Genomic DNA, 18821 nt, shown 5'->3' on the forward strand with positions numbered 1-18821 from the left:
AAGCCTCTGAATAGAATACAAAGTAGGCTAAGATTGGCTGCTTATGTACTATTTATCAAGCGCCTAGGTTTAAAACAACGCTATATGGAGAAACTATGACCATTATTATTTGCCTGATCATCGCCACCGCAATGCCGATTTTATTTAAAGCACCACTGGCCGTCGCAATGAATAAATTGGGAGGCTATGATAATCGCCATCCAAGAGCACAACAAAGCAAACTCACTGGGTTTGGCGCCAGAGCGAAAGCCGTTCATGAGAACAGTTTTGAAGCATTGATCATGTTTACACCCGGTGCTGTTACAGCAATTGCAACCGGAACCACTGGCTACTTAGCTGATACGCTAGCCATCACTTTCGTCGTGGCTAGAATGATGTATGCCTTGTGTTATTGGTTTGACATCCATGTATTGCGCAGCGCCGTGTGGTTTGTCGGTTTTGGTTGTTCAATTGGCTTGTTACTGTTGTCACTTTAAAAACCAACAATGTGATTGTTCAAAAAATAAACTAACCTATTGAGTACAGGTGCATACGTTGTGTGCCTGAGATAAGGAGATTAATATGAAATTGGTTAGAGGATTCATTTTTTGTGTAATTAGTTTACTCGCTATTCAAATCGTTCACGCAGATGATCACGAGCCGCCATTTATCGGTGGGCAGTATTGGGAAGTTACTGGGATCAAATTATCTGATGGTGCCGGATTGAAATATGCAAAATGGTTAGCCCAAGAGTGGCGCAAAGATCTTGATTTTGCCGTCTCTAAAGGGTGGCTAACAAGTTACTCGGTCATGAGTAATGTCCATGCTAGAGCGGATGAACCCGATCTGTACCTCATTCGGGTTTTCGAGAATATGGCGTCTGTTGCCGAAAACGAAAAACGCCGCGAAACCTACATGGCGTGGGTTAAGAAAAGCATGGAAAAAATGCAAAGTGAAAGTGGCGATCGCGCAGAGTACAGAACCGTCATGAGCACGTCTTTACTGCAAGAGTTGAAGTTTAGAAAATAAGCTATCTCAAAACGCGAATTTAAGGTTTTCAGATGCGGGCAGATTAACTCGATCCTTCAAGATCAATTTAATCTGCCCTTTTTACTAGGATGTTAACTGTCTTTTTTACGGTTTTTATTAAGCTTGTGCTTTTGAACCGAACGGCGCATACGACTGATGCGTACGTGATCTAGTTTATTGCGTTTCTCATCTACAAAGGTTTCGGTTTCATTGGGCAACTGCACTGACTTTCTGAGTTTATTAACATCTTCTAGTGCCAATTCAATCCAGCCACCTTGGGGTAAACGTTTCTGCAACTCAAGGCCACCATAATTAACGCGGATTAAGCGGCTGACTTGCACATCTTGCGATTCCCACAAGCGGCGCACTTCGCGATTACGGCCTTCGGCTAAGGTCACATTAAACCATTGGTTGAGACTTTCCTCGTCACCTGGTTTACGTTGAATGGTCATGAATTTTGCCACACCATCTTCTAATTCAACGCCCTTTTTCAACAAGGTGATCATCTTGTTGGTCACCTCACCAAAGACTCTCACCGCGTATTCTCGGATCACTTCATGGCGTGGGTGCATTAAGCGATTCGCTAGCTCGCCGTCATTGGTAAATAACAACAATCCACTGGTGTTGATATCCAAACGCCCAACGGCTATCCAGCGGCCATTTTTAATCACCGGCAGGCGATCAAATACGGTTGCCCTGCCCTCCGGATCTTTGCGGCTGCATAACTCACCTTCCGGTTTGTTATACATCAGTACCCGGCAAGCCGGTTTTTCTTGATCGACACTCAACAAATTGCCATCAACGCGAATTTGATCGGTGTTTTCGACGCGATCGCCTAAGGTGGCAATCTTGCCATTGACCGAAATACGCCCTTGCTCGATCCATTTTTCCATCTCGCGACGAGAGCCCTGTCCGGCATTCGCCAATACTTTTTGTAATTTTTCACTCATTAATGTAATTGCTCTTTGTTGGATCCAGAACGCGGAGTCCTATCTGCCTCTTCGGCAACAGACTGCTCTGGATTAAATAACGGTGCGTCTTGGGTTTGCGACGCTAGCTGGTCGGAAACTCCTTTCAAACGCTGTTCAACTTGTTCATCTTGCTGTTCTTGAAGCATCGCATCGCTTAGGCTTTCGATTTGCTCAATGGGTGGCAAGTCAGCCAGACTTTTCAGCGAGAAATAATTTAAAAATTCTTTGGTTGTGGCGTATAACGCCGGGCGGCCTGGCACTTCTTTGTGCCCTACCACTTTGATCCAGTCTCGTTCGGTTAAGGTTTTAATAATGTGGCTGCTCACAGCCACGCCGCGAACATCCTCAATTTCGCCTCTGGTGATTGGCTGGCGATAAGCAATTAGAGACAAGGTCTCTAACAACGCTCGCGAATATCGCGGCGCATGCTCTTGCCACAGTTTGCCTAACCACGGGCTGAGACTGTCCATAGATTGAAACCGGTAGCCTGACGCCACTTCCACCAGCTGTATTCCTCTAGGCGCGTAATCTAAAGTTAGCTCATCTAAGCACTGATCGAGCTTTTTGTTTGACACTTTCAAGCCATCTAATACTGAGGCCTGTAATTTTTCTTTAGACAAAGGTTCATCGGCAACAAATATGGCTGCTTCGACTAACTGCTTAAGTTGTTCGTTACTTATTCCTGCCACGCGTCCTCCACTACAGAGCACAATTTTACATGAATTTGACTCATCGGTTGAACCTGTACCAAGTCCACTAACCGCTCTTTAACTAATTCCAGAATAGCCAAAAACGACACCACAACGCCAGCTTTGCCTTCTTTAACGGTAAATAATTGTTCAAATTCGGTATAAGTTTGATGGTTTAACCGCTCTAAGATACGACTCATTCGCTCTCGAGTTGATAATGCTTCACGTTCAATTTGATGGTGCTCAAAGGCTTTGGCTTTTTGCATCGCACTTTGAAATGCTAACACCAGTTCTTGCAGCGCAATCTCAGGAACGATCTTGATTGGTGTGACACTGTCTGCGACTTGTGCATGGGCACTAAACAAATCGCGTTCTTGACGCGGAATGCTATCTAGGTCTTGTGCGGCTAATTTAATGATCTCATATTCTTTGAGGCGCCTGATCAAATCGGCACGAGGATCGTTTTCATCGTCTTCGTCGTCTTGGCGCTTTGGCAATAGCAATCGCGATTTTACTTCAGCTAGAATTGCCGCCATTAACAGATATTCAGCAGCCAGTTCGAGCTTTAATTCCATCATCACATCAACATATTCCATATACTGTTGCGTTATCTGTAAAACGGGTAAATTGACGATATCAAACTTTTGTTTACGGATCAGGTACAGCAGTAAATCTAGCGGTCCTTCAAAGGCTTCGAGGATCACCTCAAGCGCATCCGGTGGAATATACAAATCCTCAGGCTTTTCAATAATCGCCTCACCATTAACAAATGCTAAGGGTAAGGGTTGTTGAACGGGATGTTTAGCCTGTAGGTTTTGCTCACTCATAATGTTATCCGAACACGCTCGTATCGCCACTTCCTTGACGAATAACCACAGCGCCACCTTCGGACATATCTATCACTGAGGTGGGCTGCTCGCCCAAAAATCCGCCGTGAATAATCAGGCCCACCTGACGTTCCAATTTATCGCGGATATCATCAGGGTCAAACTCGGCTTGGCTTTCACCGGGCAAAATTAAGGTGGTCGACATCATAGGCTCACCTAACTCTTCGAGCAGTTGCAAGGCGATGACGTTGTTGGGCACACGAATACCGATGGTTTTACGTTTTGGATTTTGCAATCGTTTCGGTACTTCTTTGGTTGCTTTGAGAATAAACGTATAAGGCCCAGGCGTATTGTTTTTAATTAATCGAAATGCGGTATTGTCCACGCGGGCATATATAGACAGCTCTGACATATCACGACACATTAACGTGAAATTATGGTCTTTACCGATATCTCGTATCCGGCAAATTTGCTCAAGCGCCGATTTATCCTCCATTTGGCAACCAATCGCATATCCAGAGTCAGTAGGATAAACAATTACGCCGCCTTGGCGAATGATTTCACAGGCTTGGCGCAACAAACGCTGTTGCGGGTTGTCTGGGTGTACGTAAAAGAACTGACTCATAATATTTCGCTGTTACTCCAAGCTGTTAATTTGTGATCGGTTGCCAATCGTGCCAAACCGGCGTGAGTTTATCGGACATTTTTAGATTTTTACCTAATTCCGTCCAGCGACTGGGAAAATGGAAGTCCGAGCCCGACGACGCCAAAAGGCCGTGCTCAATACTTAATTCTTCAATGATCGCGCGTTTTGCCGGCGCTAAGTGGGGATGATTGGCTTCGATACCATCACCACCAGCCTGACTAAACTCAGCCACTAATCGACGCAACCACTTGCTGGTCATATCATAATGGCCAGGATGAGCAAGGACGGCTCGTCCACCAGCGTCATGGATCCAAGCAATGGCTTCTTGCATGGTTATCCATTCGGGTTTGACATGGGCTTTTTTTCCCTTGCCTAAATATTTTTTAAAAGCAGCCTCGTTATCACTAACTACCTGCTGTTTTACCATGGCACGTGCAAAATGGGCACGGGTTATTTGGCCCACACCGGCTAATTCCTTTGCTACCTCTAAGATACCATGCACGCCAGCTTTGGCTAATTTACTGTCAATTTTTTGCGCGCGTATTTCACGGCGCTGAGTTTGTTGTTGCAGTCGTTGCAAAAACGTTTGGTTATGATGATCGACCTTTAGTCCGATGATATGGATATCAAAGCTATGCCAAGAAGTAGATATCTCCACCCCTGAAATTATCTCAAGCGACCTTTTATACTTTTGTTGCTCTTCGATTAATGGCTGGATGCCAGCTACCGTATCATGATCGGTCAGGGCCAACACATCTACCTGCATGTTGTGCGCACGGGCAAGCAACTCTTGGGGCGTGAGTAAACCATCCGAATGATAACTATGGCAGTGCAAATCAATTTTCATGGACTTTATGTTTTTCACCTCTAACTTATAACGACTTAATTCGCGAAATTTGTACTTTTTATCGCCCTTTGTATTGACACAACTAACGATTTGTTTTCTTCTATATAGGTCAGAACATTATATGACAAACACTGACAAAGATTCAGATTAATTGAGTTTGAGGCATAACAAAGGCCTTGAGCGACGAAACAAACGGATATAGGCAGCATATGAACGCGCTAAATCAACACTCAACTAAGCAAAACTGGTGGTGGCACATCCCTAACTAACGGGCTGTGAGCGTTTGTATGTGTGCAAATTAGTAATCAGAGGCCCGTTTAACGGGCCTTTTTCGTTTCTGCCCGCGATAAATAATCAAAACGCGCCATTAATATCAATTATACAGAGACAACAAGCATGAGTTTAACGCAATTAAGCGAACAACCCGGAATAGCTGAAACCCTAGTCAAACAAGCTCCTTATGTAGCCGATCCACTTGAAGTGTATCAACAGCTGTGTGCCAATAAAGCCAATACGTTATTGCTTGAATCTGCTGAAATAGATAGTAAAGACAATCTCAAGAGCCTGATATTACTGGATGCAGCTATAAAGTTGGAATGCACAGGGCTTAATGTCACTATCGATGCGCTAAACCCGAACGGTGAATCATTATTACCCTTATTCATTGAGCACGCTCCTAACGGGGTGACCGCTACGTTAGCCGCACCTACGAAAGTCAACATGGTGTTCCCCCAGCCAGACACCGACTTAGATGAAGATGCCAGACTCAAAGCGCCGGCCGTTTTCGATGCGCTTAGGCTGTTAGTCAATCATATTCACTGCTTACGAGAGCACCCACAGAACCTGTTTCTTGGCGGCGCCTTCGCCTATGATTTGTTAGCGAGTTTCGAGTCACTTCCTGAGGTTGCGGAGAGCGAAAACAGTTGTCCTGATTTTGTCTTTTACTTAGCTCAATCACTGTTAGTTATTGACCATCAGCAACAAACAACCGAATTAGTATCCACCGTATTCAGTGGTCTCCATGTCAGTACCAGTTATTTCACTGTCAGCCAACAAATGGAGCAGATTATTACTGATTTGAGCCGCCCTACGGACTTTGCCCCCATCGAAAATCTGAATAGCTACTGTGATAAATTAACCATCGATAAAGATGATGAGGATTTTAAAAAGGATGTTCTGGATTTAAAAGAGCATATTCTGGCGGGCGATATTTTTCAGGTAGTGCCCTCGCGTACCTTTAGCCTTTCGTGCCCGGCCCCGTATTTAGCCTATGCAGAGTTAAAACGTCAAAACCCTAGCCCCTATATGTTCTTCTTACAAGATCAAGACTTTTGTATGTTTGGAGCGTCCCCCGAGTCTGCATTAAAATACGATAAACAGTCTAACCAAGTCGAAGTCTACCCGATAGCAGGCACGCGTCCTCGCGGTAAAAACCCAGATAACAGTATAAACCTCGATCTCGACAGTCGATTAGAGCTTAATCTGCGCGAAGACCAAAAAGAAAAAGCAGAACATTTAATGTTGGTCGATTTAGCTCGTAACGACGTAGCTAAAGTATCGCACCCTGGCACACGATTTGTGCGCGAGCTATTGAAAGTGGATCGTTATTCTCATGTAATGCATTTGGTATCACGTGTAGTTGGACAATTAAGAGACGATCTTGATGCTTTACATGCTTATGCGGCCTGCATGAACATGGGTACCCTAGTAGGCGCCCCCAAAGTCAGTGCGGCCAGTTTGATACGAGAAGTGGAGAAGAAACGACGTGGTAGTTACGGCGGCGCAGTGGGCTATATAAATGGCAATGGCGATATGGATACCTGTATTGTGATCCGTTCAGCCTTTGTAAAAAATCACACGGCTTATATTCAAGCAGGTGCAGGGGTAGTTTACGATTCTGATCCACAGGCCGAAGCGGACGAAACCCGCGGCAAAGCCCAAGCAGTAATCAATGCCATATTAACCTCACAAAACGCGCTTGTGGGTGGGGAGCAATAAAGATGAATGCACTAGAGAACATCAAAGTATTTTTGTTAGATAATTTTGACTCCTTCACATATAACTTAGTTGATGAGCTTCGCGGGCTAGGATTAGAGCTGGTGATTTACCGTAACTCAGTAGATGCGCAAAAGATTTTCCAGCGCATGCAAGCCGCAGCCAAAAGCCATCAGGTTTTACTACTACTATCCCCTGGGCCAGGGACGCCGTCGGATGCTGGGAGTTTATTACCCCTGCTCGAACTGGTAAAAGGCCAATTCCCGGTGCTCGGTATATGCTTAGGTCATCAGGCTATCGTAAAATCTTATGGAGGCGACGTGGTGCGGGCCAATGAAGTCATGCATGGAAAAGCATCTTATATAAACCATAATGGCAGTAGCTTATTTGATAATTTACCCAACCCTTTGCCAGTGGCACGCTATCATTCGTTGGTCGCCAGCAATACACCAGCGGAGTTACAGATCATCGCCCAATATCAGACGGTGCCAATGGCGGTGTATCATCAAGACGACAATATGTTGGGGTTTCAGTTTCACCCTGAATCAATACTGACCTCACACGGCAGTCAATTACTCAGCCAGAGTATTCGCTTTTTGACGGAAAAGGCATGACCATGGACACACTCACATTTTCATATTTAGACACCCTGTATCAAGGACAAGATTTAACCCAAGCCCAATGCCAAGCATTATTTGATCAGGTGATCAAAGGTAAGCTCGATGACATTGTCATATCATCCATGTTAACGGCGCTTAAAATCAAAGGCGAAAGCCCAGCTGAAATTGCCGGTGCTGCTGCGGCGTTAATTAACAATGCCGCGCCTTTTCCTAGGCCAGATTATGCCTTCGCCGATATCGTTGGCACGGGTGGCGATGGTCACAACACCATTAACATCTCATCCGCTGCCGCCATAGTGGCCGCCAGTTGCGGCGTAAAAGTAGCCAAACACGGGAATCGCAGTGTCTCGAGTAAGTCTGGCTCTGCCGATTTATTTCGTACTTTTGGCATGGACTTGACCATGAGCGCAGCAACAGCTCGACAATGTTTAGATGAAACTGGATTATGCTTTTTGTTTGCGCCTAACTACCATGCAGGCATTAAACACGCGATGCCCGTTAGAACCACGCTAAAAACCCGTACCCTATTCAATTTATTGGGCCCCTTGGCGAATCCCGCAAAGCCCAGCCATATGATGATTGGCGTCTATGCGCCTGAGCTTGTCAGACCGTTCGCCGAAACCCTGAAATTATTAGGTTATCAACATGCCATGGTGGTCCATGGCAGCGGTTTGGATGAACTGGCATTGCATGGCCCTTCGAAGGTAGCCGAGTTACAGGGTTCAGAGATCCATGAATACCAAGTAACCCCTGAGGACTTTGGTTTGAAGCCCTACTCCTTGGATTCGATAAAAGGAGGCGAGCCAGAAGAAAATAAAGCCTTAATCGAAAACGTGTTGCGCGGCCAAGGCGACATTGCCCATCAGTCGGCAGTGGCCATTAATACCGCAGCCTTGCTTAAACTCACCGGAATTGCCGCGGATTTCACAGAAGGCACAGCGATAGCGTTAGCGGCGATGAACGGTGGACAGGCCTACCAAACAATTTTAGCAGCAGCAAAAACCAGTCAGCGAGGAACTCACTAAGTGGCTAATGTATTAGAGAAAATTGTGCAAGATAAGCGCGCTGAGTTAGTTGAGCGTAAAAAGCAATTGCCCCTAGCATCGTTCAAAGAGCAACTAACACCATCAGATAGAAGCTTTTATGATGCTCTAAATCAACCCAACGCCGGTTATGTTTTTGAATGTAAAAAGGCATCGCCTTCAAAAGGCCTGATCAGAGAAGATTTCAACCTCGATGATATTATTGCTGCCTACGGACCTTATGCTGCTTGCATCTCGGTATTAACCGACGAAAAGTACTTTCAAGGCAAGTTTGAGTATCTTGAATATGTGCGGGCCAGAGTCACTCAGCCGGTACTCAATAAAGACTTTTTTGTGGATCCCTATCAGATTTATTTGGCTCGTCATCATCAAGCTGACGCCGTGTTGTTGATGCTCTCAGTACTTGATGATCAACAATACACTGAGTTAGCCACACTGGCCCACCAATACCAGCTAGATGTGTTGACCGAAGTCAGCAACGAGCAAGAAGTGCGTAGAGCATTAGCGTTGAAAGCCCGCATAATCGGCATCAATAATCGTGACTTACGAGATTTAAGTACCAATTTGGCCACCACTGAAAAACTAGCACCATTGATCAGTGCGGCTGAGCATGAGTGTGTGATCATTTCCGAGTCAGGAATTTATACCAATCACGATGTGCGACGTTTAGCCCCTTATGTCGATGGGTTCCTAGTGGGAAGCTCGGTTATGGCCGAGCCGGATTTGAAAATGGCGGTCAAAAAACTGATTTATGGCACTACCAAAATTTGCGGCATTACCCAAATAGATGATGCGCAAATCGTCAAAGACTCAGGGGCGTGTTATGCCGGATTGATTTTTGCTCAAAAATCACCGCGTTGCGTCTCGTTAGCTACCGCCAGCAGCATCGTAAAATCAGTGCCATTTAACTATGTCGGCGTATTCGTTAACGCAGATTCGATGCAAATAGTCCACTATGCTAATGAACTAGGCTTACATGCGGTACAATTACACGGTAATGAAAATCAGCGCTACATTGACGCATTAAGGCAAGAGCTCCCCCATGACTGTCAGATATGGAAAGCGGTGGGTGTCGAACAGCAGCTCCCCGATCTGCAATATCAGCAGGTTGATCACATATTATTAGACGCTAAAGTGGGGGCGCAATTAGGCGGTACCGGTCAGCAGTTTGATTGGCAGCTGTTATCCCAATTAGCCGCCGATAATACGATTTTTTTGGCGGGCGGGCTGAATCCAGAGAATATTGCCAGCGCTGCAGACACCGCGGTTGCAGGGCTGGATATCAATTCCGGTGTGGAGTCATCACCGGGAATAAAGAATAAACATAAAATACAGCAAACGTATCAGGCGTTACGCGCGTATTAATGCAATCAGTTATGAAAAAGAGAGCACAATGAATCATTTAGACAGTAAATTTGGCGAGTACGGCGGCATGTATGTGCCAGAGCTATTAATCCCAGCACTGGATCAGTTAGAGCAAGCCTTTATTGACGCCCAGCAAGATCCCAGCTTTCAGGATGAGTTCAATGGGTTACTAAAAGATTATGCTGGTCGCCCTACCGCGATGACATTAAGCCGTAATTTAGTCAATAACCCTAAGGTAAAGTTGTACCTAAAGCGTGAAGACCTGCTGCATGGTGGCGCACACAAAACCAATCAGGTGCTAGGACAAGCGATATTGACCAAGCGCATGGGCAAAACTGAAGTCATCGCCGAAACAGGAGCAGGACAGCACGGAGTTGCAACCGCACTGGCCTGTGCCTTGATGGGACTCAAAGCGCGGATCTACATGGGTGCCAAAGATGTTGAACGTCAAGCACCTAATGTATTTCGAATGCGTCTGATGGGCGCTGAGGTTATTCCCGTCAATGCGGGATCAGGTACACTCAAAGATGCCGTCAACGAAGCAATGCGTGACTGGTCAGCAAATTACGACAAAGCCCATTATTTATTGGGTACCGCAGCGGGTCCCCATCCCTTCCCCACCATTGTGCGCGAATTTCACCGCATGATCGGCGAAGAAACCCGAGCGCAGATAATGGAAAAAGAAGGCAGACTACCCGATGCGGTCGTGGCGTGCGTAGGCGGAGGCTCTAATGCCATTGGCATGTTCGCCGATTTCATTGATGAGCCAAGCGTCAGACTCGTTGGGGTCGAGCCCGCTGGCAAAGGGGTTCACACCCCCGATCATGGCGCGGCCATTGGTAAAGGTAGCAAAGGTATACTGCACGGCGCATACAGCTATATAATGCAAAACAGCGATGGCCAAATTGAAGAGTCGTATTCGGTCTCAGCCGGTCTTGATTACCCTGCGGTCGGGCCACAACATGCTTACCTACATGATATTGGCCGAGCAGAGTATGTGTCTGTGACAGACGATGAGGCGCTCAATGCATTTCAATTACTCGCCAGAAAAGAAGGGATCATTCCCGCACTAGAATCCGCTCACGCCCTTGCGCATGCGCTTAATATGGCTGAAGAAGCCGAGGACGGTACCATCATAGTATTGAATTTATCCGGTCGTGGAGACAAAGATTTAGCTCACGTCCACAGTATTCTAGGAGATCAAAAATGAGTCGTTATGCCAACATGTTTGCCCGCCTAGATAACTGCAATCAAGGCGCTTTTGTGCCTTTTGTGATGCTTGGCGATCCCGACAAAAAAACCTCTTTTGAAATTATTAAAACCTTGGTCGATAGCGGCGCTGATGCTCTAGAACTAGGGATACCCTATTCCGATCCCATTGCCGATGGCCCTACTATTCAACAAGCCAGCATTCGAGCGCTGGCGAACAAGATAACACCTGCTGATTGTTTTGATGTGATCAGTCAAATTCGCCAAGCTTACCCTGATATTCCCATTGGCTTGTTGCTGTATAGCAATTTAGTGATCAAAAAAGGCCTAGACGCCTTTTACCAACTTGCGGCTGATTCAGGCGTTGACTCCATATTGATTGCGGATGTACCGCTGCGCGAATCGGATCGTTTTATTCAAGTAGCTGAGACTAAAGGCGTACAACAGATTCTGATCGCACCGCCTAATGCCAGTGATGAGACCCTAAAGGAAATAGGACAAAAGTCAAAAGGCTATACCTATTTGCTTGGCCGTGCGGGAGTCACGGGGGCAGAAACAGCAGCGGCCATACCGGCAAGTGCGTTAGTGGCAAAACTAAAACAATATCAGGTTGCCCCACCGTTACTCGGGTTTGGCATTTCCAAACCTGAACAGGTCAAAGAGGCTATCAAAGCGGGAGCTGCTGGGGCAATTTCAGGATCTGCGACGGTCAACATCATTGCCCAGCATTTAGATGAACCTGAGATCATGTTAGAAAAATTAGCGAATTTCGTGGTTGATATGAAAGCCGCAACCCATAAGTAATTAGCCATTATTAGGAATTATCATGTTGTATTTGATTTATTCACAGGATGTAGAAAATAGCTTACCGCTGCGCAAAGTAGCGCGGCCCGCTCACTTGGAGCGAGTGGAGCGCTTAAAGCAACAAGGTCGTTTAGTGATTGCCGGTCCCTGCCCGGCCATTGATAGCGACGATCCCGGTGAAGCGGGCTTTACCGGTTCATTGATCATTGCCGAGTTTGATAGTCTTCACGACGCCCAGAAATGGGCCGATGAAGACCCTTACGTGCTTGGTGGAGTGTATCAAAGCGTGACCGTAAAACCGTACAAACAAGTGTTACCTTAGGGATTATTAGCCATGGCACGGATAACAATTACCAACACAGTCGATATCGACGAACAAGAATTTGAAATGACCGCCATCAGAGCACAAGGAGCCGGTGGCCAGAACGTCAATAAAGTCTCTAGTGCCATTCATCTGCGCTTTGATATTGCGGCCAGCAGTCTTCCTGAGTTTTATAAATCTCAACTACTCAACAGTAAAGACAGTCGTATTACTAACGAAGGTATCTTGATCATCAAAGCGCAAAATTATCGAACTCAAGAACAAAACCGTGAGGATGCCATAGAGCGCTTAGTGGAGATCTTGAAAAAAGCCGGTGATAAGCCCAAACCCAGACGTGCGACTCGACCAACGCGTTCCTCACAAATAAAGCGTGTGGAAAGCAAGAAGAAACAAGGCAAGACAAAGTCGATGCGCGGCAAAGTCCAAATAGAGTGATTCAATCAACTACAGTGTATTAGAAAACGGTAACCGGCTAGATTGTCCGCGCATCAAAGCCTCATGCTAATCTGCATAGTATTGCTTTCATCTTGGGTGAAAGCAGCCCTGATTATCCCCTCCCCTTATCAAGAAATCGTGTTTACTGCCGATAACTTTATTCAGGAGCAGAGGGGTTGTCATGTACAAAGTGTCACATTATTTAAAGACCAACAACATCAAGAGAGTCGCAATCATACTTGCGCTGATAATTGGTGTGAGTGCGTGTCAGCAGCTTTTTACCTTTGAGATCGTCAGGTTTGCAGATAGATCAACCTATATGGTGACCGAGCAAACCTTGCGTAGCGTAGATAGAAGCTTTTACGGCAGCTTTCATTATGGAGAATGGCGCTACAAGGGCGCACAAGCAAAGTTCGGCGAAGTGAATGCCTTTATTCAAATACCTAAGCAGTTGGATATGGACAGTTCGGTACAACAGCAATACATCATTCAAGTATTGTGTCCTGATCAAGATAACTTGGAGCTTTGGTACCAACTCAAGCACGTCAATTTACAACTGCATTTATACAGCCACAGCAAGCACAGCAGTGTTTCTGCCACCTGCTATAACCCGTTAAAAAATCAAGCAAACCGCCAAGCATAGTGTTTTAGCTTATTAAGCTGAACTAAGACTTAAGTTTAGTTCAGTTATAGTTCAGATAGACTTTCTTATGATGACCGCACGTTCAAAGAAAGGAAAATCAAAATGCTAACACTAAAACGACTCTCTTTCGCTGCGATCACCGCAACCATGACGCTAACCAGCACCTATGCCTCAGCAAATAGCTACTATGATTATGCCCGTGTAGTGAAGGCCAAGCCGGTATACCAATATGTCAAAGTTTCCCAACCGATCAAACAATGCTATCCCACTGAGCGCAGAGTGCGCCAGCAACGTAGACACCATCATGATAATGCGAGCTCGACAATTGCCGGCGCAGTGGTGGGCGGAATCATTGGCGGTGTGATTGGAGACAATCGAGAAAGTACCTTAGCCGGCGCCGTTATCGGCGGAGCAATCGGTCACTCTCAGCAACGTCATGGTCACCGTTCGCATGCCAGAACAGAGATCATAGAGCGCTGTGAAACTGTCTATGGACCAGCAAAAAAAGTCAGAAAATTAACAGGTTATAAAGTAAAATACCGTTATCAAGGGCAAGCTTATAAAACATTTATGCGCACGCATCCCGGAGATTCTGTAAAAGTGCGTGTAAGCCTATCACCGGTAGGTTACGATTAATTCGTTGCGTGATTCTCTAACATACATTAACAGGTACTAACTTTGATTAAGCAGTCATTTCGTGGATTAACAATATTGATGCTAACGTTTGCCCTACTAAGCGGGCAAGCGTCAGCGCAAGATACACGTCCGACTATCTCCCCTGCGCAAGCGGCGCAAAATGCTCAGAAACAGGTGAACGGTAGAGTGCTGCGCGTAGATCAAAGTAAAAATACCTATAGAGTCAAAGTACTGCAAAAAACTGGCAGAGTGGTTACCGTTGATGTGGACAAGCGCTCAGGTCGGGTTACCAAGCAACGAAGCAAGGACAAATAATGCGTATTTTAGTTGTAGAAGATGACAGCCGATTGCTAACCCAATTAGATCAGCTATTACAAAAAAATGGCTACAGTGTCGATTTAGCCGACGACGGACAAAAAGCCAACTTTCTGTTAGCCGAACACCCCTATGATCTCGCCATTATCGATATTGGTCTGCCGGTACTTGACGGTTTTGAAGTGATTAAACTCGCTCGAAAAAATAACGTTTCCTGTCCTATTCTGATCTTAACGGCGCGAGATCGCTGGCAAGAAAAAGTAGAAGGACTAGACGCTGGCGCAGATGATTACTTAACTAAACCATTCCATAACGAAGAACTACTAGCCCGAGCTAAGGCGCTAATACGCAGAGCGTCAGGACAAGCCAATCCACTGATAGAAAGAGGTCCTATCGTATTAGATACTACCGCCGAGGAAGTGTCGGTCAATGGTCAGTATCTAGAGCTCACCGCCTACGAATACAAAGTACTGGAATATTTACTGCTTAACCCACAAAAAATTGTCTCAAAAACCGAGTTGACCGAACACATATACGATCAAGATTTTGATCTGGATAGCAACGTAATCGAAGTCTTTGTGGGTCGCCTACGCAAAAAACTCGATCCTGAGGGAATTTACAAACCCATAGAAACCTTGCGCGGACGAGGCTATCGAATTAATCGAGAACTATGATCAGACTCTCGTTACGACTTCGCAGTTTCTTGGCCGCCGTACTGGCCTTACTGTTTTTTATTCCATTGACGGCCATCACCATTGAGCAGGCATTCACCCGCAGTCTGAGCCAATCGATGTTAGAGCAAATGAGATTACAAAGCCTCACGTTAATTTCAGAATTCGAATTTAATGACAATGCCCCTCAAATGCCGCAACAATTATTTAATGACAAGCTAAACATTCCCGGCTCAGGACTGTATGCATTTATCCAAGCGGATAATCAAATCGTCTGGCAGTCGCTCTCCACGCTCGACTGGTCGCAGCAACCTACGCTCAATGCCCCAGAGATTGGCCAAGAGGTTTTTGTTCCTGATTTCACCATTGGCACTGATTATTTCTTGTTTTCTTACACCGCTGAATTTGACAATAGCGGCAATTTCGTTCCCGTTAGCTTCTTTATCATTCAAGATAAGCGCCTTTTCGAGACAGAACAAAAAACCTTCGTTAACACGCTTTGGTATTGGCTGGGCTTTGTGGCGCTGCTGTTATTGGTACTGCTGATCATCAGTTTGAACATGGCACTTAGTCCAATTAATACCTTAATAACCCAGATAAAAAAAGCCGAAGTAGGCGATCTTGAACGCTTAGAGAAAACCTATCCACCGGAGCTGGAAAAACTAAAACACAGCATTAATCACTTGCTCGATACCGAGCAACAACAACGCAGCCGTTATAAAAACGGTTTAAGCGACTTAGCGCACAGCTTAAAAACGCCGCTAGCTGTGCTATCTGGTAACACCGAATTACCAAGCTCTGCTAGGGAGCCACTAAACCAAATCGACAGTATCATTCAACGTCAATTAAAACGTGCAGTGGCAGGCGCAGGCAGTGGCTGGGAGCAAGCCGAGTCAGTGGCGCCCGTTGCAAAGAAACTACAATCTGCCATGCACAAAGTACATGCAGATAAACACTTGAGCATCCAGCTTGATATCCTTCCTGAGTGTCTTTTTAGGGGCGATAAAACTGACTTGATGGAAATACTTGGAAATCTGATTGATAACGCCTGCAAAGCAGCTCAAAAACGCGTGCAAGTAAAGGGCTATCGTCAGGGCAAGTATTTGGTGTTACAAGTAGATGATGATGGTCCAGGCATCGCTAAACAGCATCGCGAAGCGCTACTACACCGCGGCACGCGATTGGACAGTTATCAAGAAGGACAAGGCATCGGCTTGGCCGTGGTGGCCGACCTCACCTCTGCCTATAACGGCCAACTGATCATAGATGATGCGCCGCTAGGCGGTGCATCAATCAAAGTACGTTTTATCATGGAAGAGTAAGTTGCCTATCGTAAACTAGTCTTTTGTTAGACGTGCGTTATCCCAGCTTAAATGCAATCGTTACAACATGACTGGCGCAATGCGGAGCGTCAAAATATCTACTTCGATGATCCGCAATTCCCTAAGAGAGAAATAGTTAGTGTTAGCTTCGATAAGTTAGCTTTGACAAATATTCACTATAAGTTTGTACAGGCAGCCGCCATGCTCCGTAAACAAAAAACCTCACCGAAGTGAGGTTTCAAAAACTTCGAGTTAGGCCTTCTTGCGTCGAGCATAAATAACATCGAATAACATGAACGAATAACATGGACACCCACTCTTAATTTGCGAATAACATGGACACCCACTTTTAATTTGAATACTTAGCGTTAGTGAATAACATGGACACCCACTTTTAATTTGAATACTTAGCGTTAGGAATAACATGGACACCCATCCTTAATTTGCATACTTAGGGGGGTGTCCATTTAAATCACATATCAAAAACGATGAAAAAATTAGAGTTTAAATGTTAGCAATTTATTCGCACCAGCTTACATTAACGATTCACCTAACTTTACTTGAAAATCATACTATCCTTAAGATTTTGTAGCGTAGTTAAGGTTCTTCCAATTTGTTTAGAAGTATTTGAAGCCGCCGTTATTGGATTAACTGCGTAACTCATCTCACTTTCTAACATGTAAATAAATCCTTTCTTATCGAAAATGAGCAAACCTCTAACAGAATCAAGCCGTTTATTCGTCTTTACATCCACAGTGACCGAGCCATTTGGAATATTGACGATGGCAAAATAATTTCTGCTACTACTTTCTCCTAAAAATTCTTCGTGGATAATCTCCGCTTCATTTGAAACGCTGCGGAAAAGTACGGGCATAGCGTATTCACTGATAAAAGTACGATAAGCCTGATCTCTTGTTTCTGTGGCAGTGAACATTGCAGAATCTGCTGCAGGAATCCTTACATAAGTAATGGCTTCGAGATAACCCCAATCATCAGGGAATGACACTCTGCCGCCATCGGCGTCGTTTTGGTCTTGTATTCTCAAGCCCATTGCTTTTCTTAATGGCACGCTGAAATTGTTAAGTGGAGAATAGTAATGCCCATCTTCGACTTTTCCTTTTATCGAAATCCCTGCGCAGCTAATTACCATTAAATTTAATAGCAAATAAACGAATATCCGATGTGAAGTATTCATTGAAGTCACTTTAACCTGTGGTGATTATTCTATGAGTATAATTATCCCCAAATACTTACATAGTTTTTATTTTCATATATCTTACCCTTTTAATATGATTTTAATCATTACTAAAACACCGACATCAAAGTTGAATTATCCAGTGCCTAAATAGCGAGTCTAAATACTTTAAATGTTGGTCAAAATGCAAACAAAATAAATTTATTAATGAAGAACCTTTTCGCACAGGTTGGGCTTGAAATCGTAGGTCGCTTCGTGCCAGTTGCGGATCGTCGCAAGACCAAGTTTAACTTATTAGTTATAGCAGGTTACGAAACTTTAGAAGTTAGCGGTATAAGAAGTGTATAAATGAAAAGCAGGTGGTGAGTGTATTAACAAAATTGATAGCAGCAGTGTTCACAGGATGGATGAATACAGCTCAAGCCACACTGATTTTCGATTTCGAGCTACGAGATGATACATACTTTTTATATGGTTCAATTCACGGATTAGTAGATAACTTAGCTAATCAGCAAGCGATGCATGTTTTTAATGGGGGTGTTACGGATTATGCTATTGATACGTACCCTATACGTCAAGGTGATAGCTTTACTGAAAGTTTGGCATTTTTTAAAGATAGACCAAACTATGACGGTCAATGGGCAAGTGCTAGTTCATATTGGCCTATCTATTTTGCGGATTCGGACGGTGACGCTGAGATCATATTGCGGGTGGGCGTGCTTGAACCCCATACGGCTTTGTTGGTTATATTAGCTCTTGCAGGCCTTGGGGTCTCGCGTTACAAAAAACAACTTTAACTTTCTTTCCCACTATTCCTGAATTTACCCAACGTAATCAGGGAGTAATATAGTCATTAAGAACGGCGGCTCTTTTTGGAGCCGTTTGCTTTTGCTCATAAAGCCTACGCACTTTATTCACCGCGTTAGTTATCGTTTTTTCTGCTTAGGCTAAGTCTAAGTCTGGCAGGCCAAATCTATAACAAAAAAATCGAATGTTTTAACAATCTTTCCAATAAATGTTTTATCTGGTGCCTGAGCTATTTCTAGCTTTGAAAGTGTTGATTCAATCCGCACGTAAGTGCCAGAGTGTTTTAGCTGATACAATGACGAGCTTGGCTTTTAACATGGCTTAAGGATAAGTGAATGACTGCTTAGAGGGCAACAGTGAATTTGTGGTAAGGGTGCAGAACGCCTGCTCACTCAATACGTTTGCAATAGAATTTGACTCAGCTAAACGGCTGTTGATCGCTCTCAGCCCT

22 protein-coding genes are annotated in these 18821 nt (G+C 44.9%); 16 read left to right on the forward strand and 6 right to left on the reverse strand.

The features are described 5' to 3' along the window. The first annotated feature begins 95 nt into the window (after positions 1–95). Both ABD036_RS02035 and ABD036_RS02040 read left to right on the forward strand, forming a co-directional pair. On the forward strand, positions 96–476 hold the full coding sequence (locus ABD036_RS02035; protein ID WP_343856054.1) for an MAPEG family protein: 381 nt from the start codon (positions 96–98) through the stop codon (positions 474–476). 85 nt (positions 477–561) lie between these two features. Beyond that, positions 562–1008: a hypothetical protein gene (locus ABD036_RS02040; protein ID WP_343856055.1), complete on the forward strand. Its 447-nt coding sequence runs from the start codon at positions 562–564 to the stop codon at positions 1006–1008. 92 nt (positions 1009–1100) lie between these two features. Here ABD036_RS02040 and rluB read toward each other — a convergent pair whose 3' ends face one another. Genes rluB through ABD036_RS02065 form a run of 5 tightly spaced genes read right to left on the reverse strand, consistent with a single transcriptional unit; the run spans position 1101 to position 4988 of the window. Further along, complete coding sequence (gene rluB, locus ABD036_RS02045) at positions 1101–1958, reverse strand: 23S rRNA pseudouridine(2605) synthase RluB (RefSeq protein ID WP_343856056.1); 858 nt, start codon at positions 1956–1958, stop codon at positions 1101–1103. Beyond that, complete coding sequence (gene scpB / locus ABD036_RS02050) at positions 1958–2668, reverse strand: SMC-Scp complex subunit ScpB (protein WP_343856057.1); 711 nt, start codon at positions 2666–2668, stop codon at positions 1958–1960. Before scpB ends, rluB begins: the two co-directional genes overlap by 1 nt. After that, entirely contained in the window at positions 2656–3495 is an 840-nt protein-coding gene (locus ABD036_RS02055; protein WP_343856059.1) for a segregation and condensation protein A, read from the reverse strand. Before ABD036_RS02055 ends, scpB begins: the two co-directional genes overlap by 13 nt. Positions 3496–3499: 4 nt before the next feature. Continuing rightward, positions 3500–4120 carry an L-threonylcarbamoyladenylate synthase gene (locus tag ABD036_RS02060; protein WP_343856062.1) on the reverse strand — a complete coding sequence of 207 codons (621 nt, stop codon included), beginning with the start codon at positions 4118–4120 and terminating at the stop codon, positions 3500–3502. Positions 4121–4145: 25 nt separating this feature from the next. After that, the gene (locus tag ABD036_RS02065) at positions 4146–4988 is read right to left on the reverse strand and encodes a PHP domain-containing protein (RefSeq protein ID WP_343856063.1); all 843 of its coding nucleotides are present in this window, start codon (positions 4986–4988) and stop codon (positions 4146–4148) included. Between the two features lie 396 nt (positions 4989–5384). On the opposite strand from ABD036_RS02065, the gene ABD036_RS02070 reads away from it, so the two are divergent. The 13 genes from ABD036_RS02070 to ABD036_RS02130 all read left to right on the forward strand — a co-directional run bounded on the left by ABD036_RS02070 (position 5385) and on the right by ABD036_RS02130 (position 16368). Beyond that, positions 5385–6986, forward strand: coding sequence for an anthranilate synthase component 1 (locus ABD036_RS02070; protein WP_343856064.1), 1602 nt, complete (start codon positions 5385–5387; stop codon positions 6984–6986). Positions 6987–6988: 2 nt separating this feature from the next. Then, positions 6989–7597, forward strand: coding sequence for an aminodeoxychorismate/anthranilate synthase component II (locus tag ABD036_RS02075; RefSeq protein WP_343856065.1), 609 nt, complete (start codon positions 6989–6991; stop codon positions 7595–7597). A 2-nt stretch (positions 7598–7599) separates the two neighbouring features. After that, a complete protein-coding gene (gene trpD, locus ABD036_RS02080; RefSeq protein WP_343856068.1) occupies positions 7600–8628 on the forward strand; it encodes an anthranilate phosphoribosyltransferase in 1029 nt (342 codons plus the stop codon). Continuing rightward, on the forward strand, positions 8629–10011 hold the full coding sequence (gene trpCF / locus ABD036_RS02085) for a bifunctional indole-3-glycerol-phosphate synthase TrpC/phosphoribosylanthranilate isomerase TrpF (RefSeq protein WP_343856069.1): 1383 nt from the start codon (positions 8629–8631) through the stop codon (positions 10009–10011). A 28-nt stretch (positions 10012–10039) separates the two neighbouring features. Next, positions 10040–11221: a tryptophan synthase subunit beta gene (gene trpB / locus ABD036_RS02090; RefSeq protein WP_343856070.1), complete on the forward strand. Its 1182-nt coding sequence runs from the start codon at positions 10040–10042 to the stop codon at positions 11219–11221. After that, a complete protein-coding gene (gene trpA / locus ABD036_RS02095; protein ID WP_343856071.1) occupies positions 11218–12024 on the forward strand; it encodes a tryptophan synthase subunit alpha in 807 nt (268 codons plus the stop codon). The genes trpB and trpA overlap by 4 nt, the downstream gene beginning before the upstream one ends. A 22-nt stretch (positions 12025–12046) precedes the next feature. Beyond that, entirely contained in the window at positions 12047–12346 is a 300-nt protein-coding gene (locus ABD036_RS02100; RefSeq protein WP_343856072.1) for a YciI family protein, read from the forward strand. Between the two features lie 12 nt (positions 12347–12358). Beyond that, positions 12359–12781: an alternative ribosome rescue aminoacyl-tRNA hydrolase ArfB gene (gene arfB / locus ABD036_RS02105; RefSeq protein ID WP_343856073.1), complete on the forward strand. Its 423-nt coding sequence runs from the start codon at positions 12359–12361 to the stop codon at positions 12779–12781. Positions 12782–12962: 181 nt separating this feature from the next. Then, positions 12963–13424, forward strand: a complete 462-nt coding sequence (locus ABD036_RS02110; RefSeq protein WP_343856075.1) for a hypothetical protein — start codon at positions 12963–12965, stop codon at positions 13422–13424. A gap of 102 nt (positions 13425–13526) precedes the next feature. Then, positions 13527–14060, forward strand: a complete 534-nt coding sequence (locus ABD036_RS02115; protein ID WP_343856076.1) for a glycine zipper 2TM domain-containing protein — start codon at positions 13527–13529, stop codon at positions 14058–14060. A gap of 42 nt (positions 14061–14102) precedes the next feature. Continuing rightward, positions 14103–14375, forward strand: coding sequence for a PepSY domain-containing protein (locus ABD036_RS02120; protein ID WP_425542534.1), 273 nt, complete (start codon positions 14103–14105; stop codon positions 14373–14375). After that, a complete protein-coding gene (locus ABD036_RS02125; protein ID WP_343856078.1) occupies positions 14375–15049 on the forward strand; it encodes a response regulator transcription factor in 675 nt (224 codons plus the stop codon). Before ABD036_RS02120 ends, ABD036_RS02125 begins: the two co-directional genes overlap by 1 nt. After that, positions 15046–16368, forward strand: coding sequence for an ATP-binding protein (locus ABD036_RS02130; protein WP_343856080.1), 1323 nt, complete (start codon positions 15046–15048; stop codon positions 16366–16368). Before ABD036_RS02125 ends, ABD036_RS02130 begins: the two co-directional genes overlap by 4 nt. A 556-nt stretch (positions 16369–16924) precedes the next feature. On the opposite strand, the gene ABD036_RS02135 is transcribed toward ABD036_RS02130, so the two are convergent. Next, positions 16925–17563: a hypothetical protein gene (locus ABD036_RS02135; RefSeq protein ID WP_343856082.1), complete on the reverse strand. Its 639-nt coding sequence runs from the start codon at positions 17561–17563 to the stop codon at positions 16925–16927. A gap of 362 nt (positions 17564–17925) precedes the next feature. On the opposite strand from ABD036_RS02135, the gene ABD036_RS02140 reads away from it, so the two are divergent. Next, positions 17926–18360: a hypothetical protein gene (locus ABD036_RS02140; RefSeq protein ID WP_343856083.1), complete on the forward strand. Its 435-nt coding sequence runs from the start codon at positions 17926–17928 to the stop codon at positions 18358–18360. Positions 18361–18821: the final 461 nt, after the last annotated feature.

Source organism: Aliiglaciecola litoralis, assembly GCF_039523355.1.
GTDB classification, from domain to species: domain Bacteria; phylum Pseudomonadota; class Gammaproteobacteria; order Enterobacterales; family Alteromonadaceae; genus Aliiglaciecola; species Aliiglaciecola litoralis.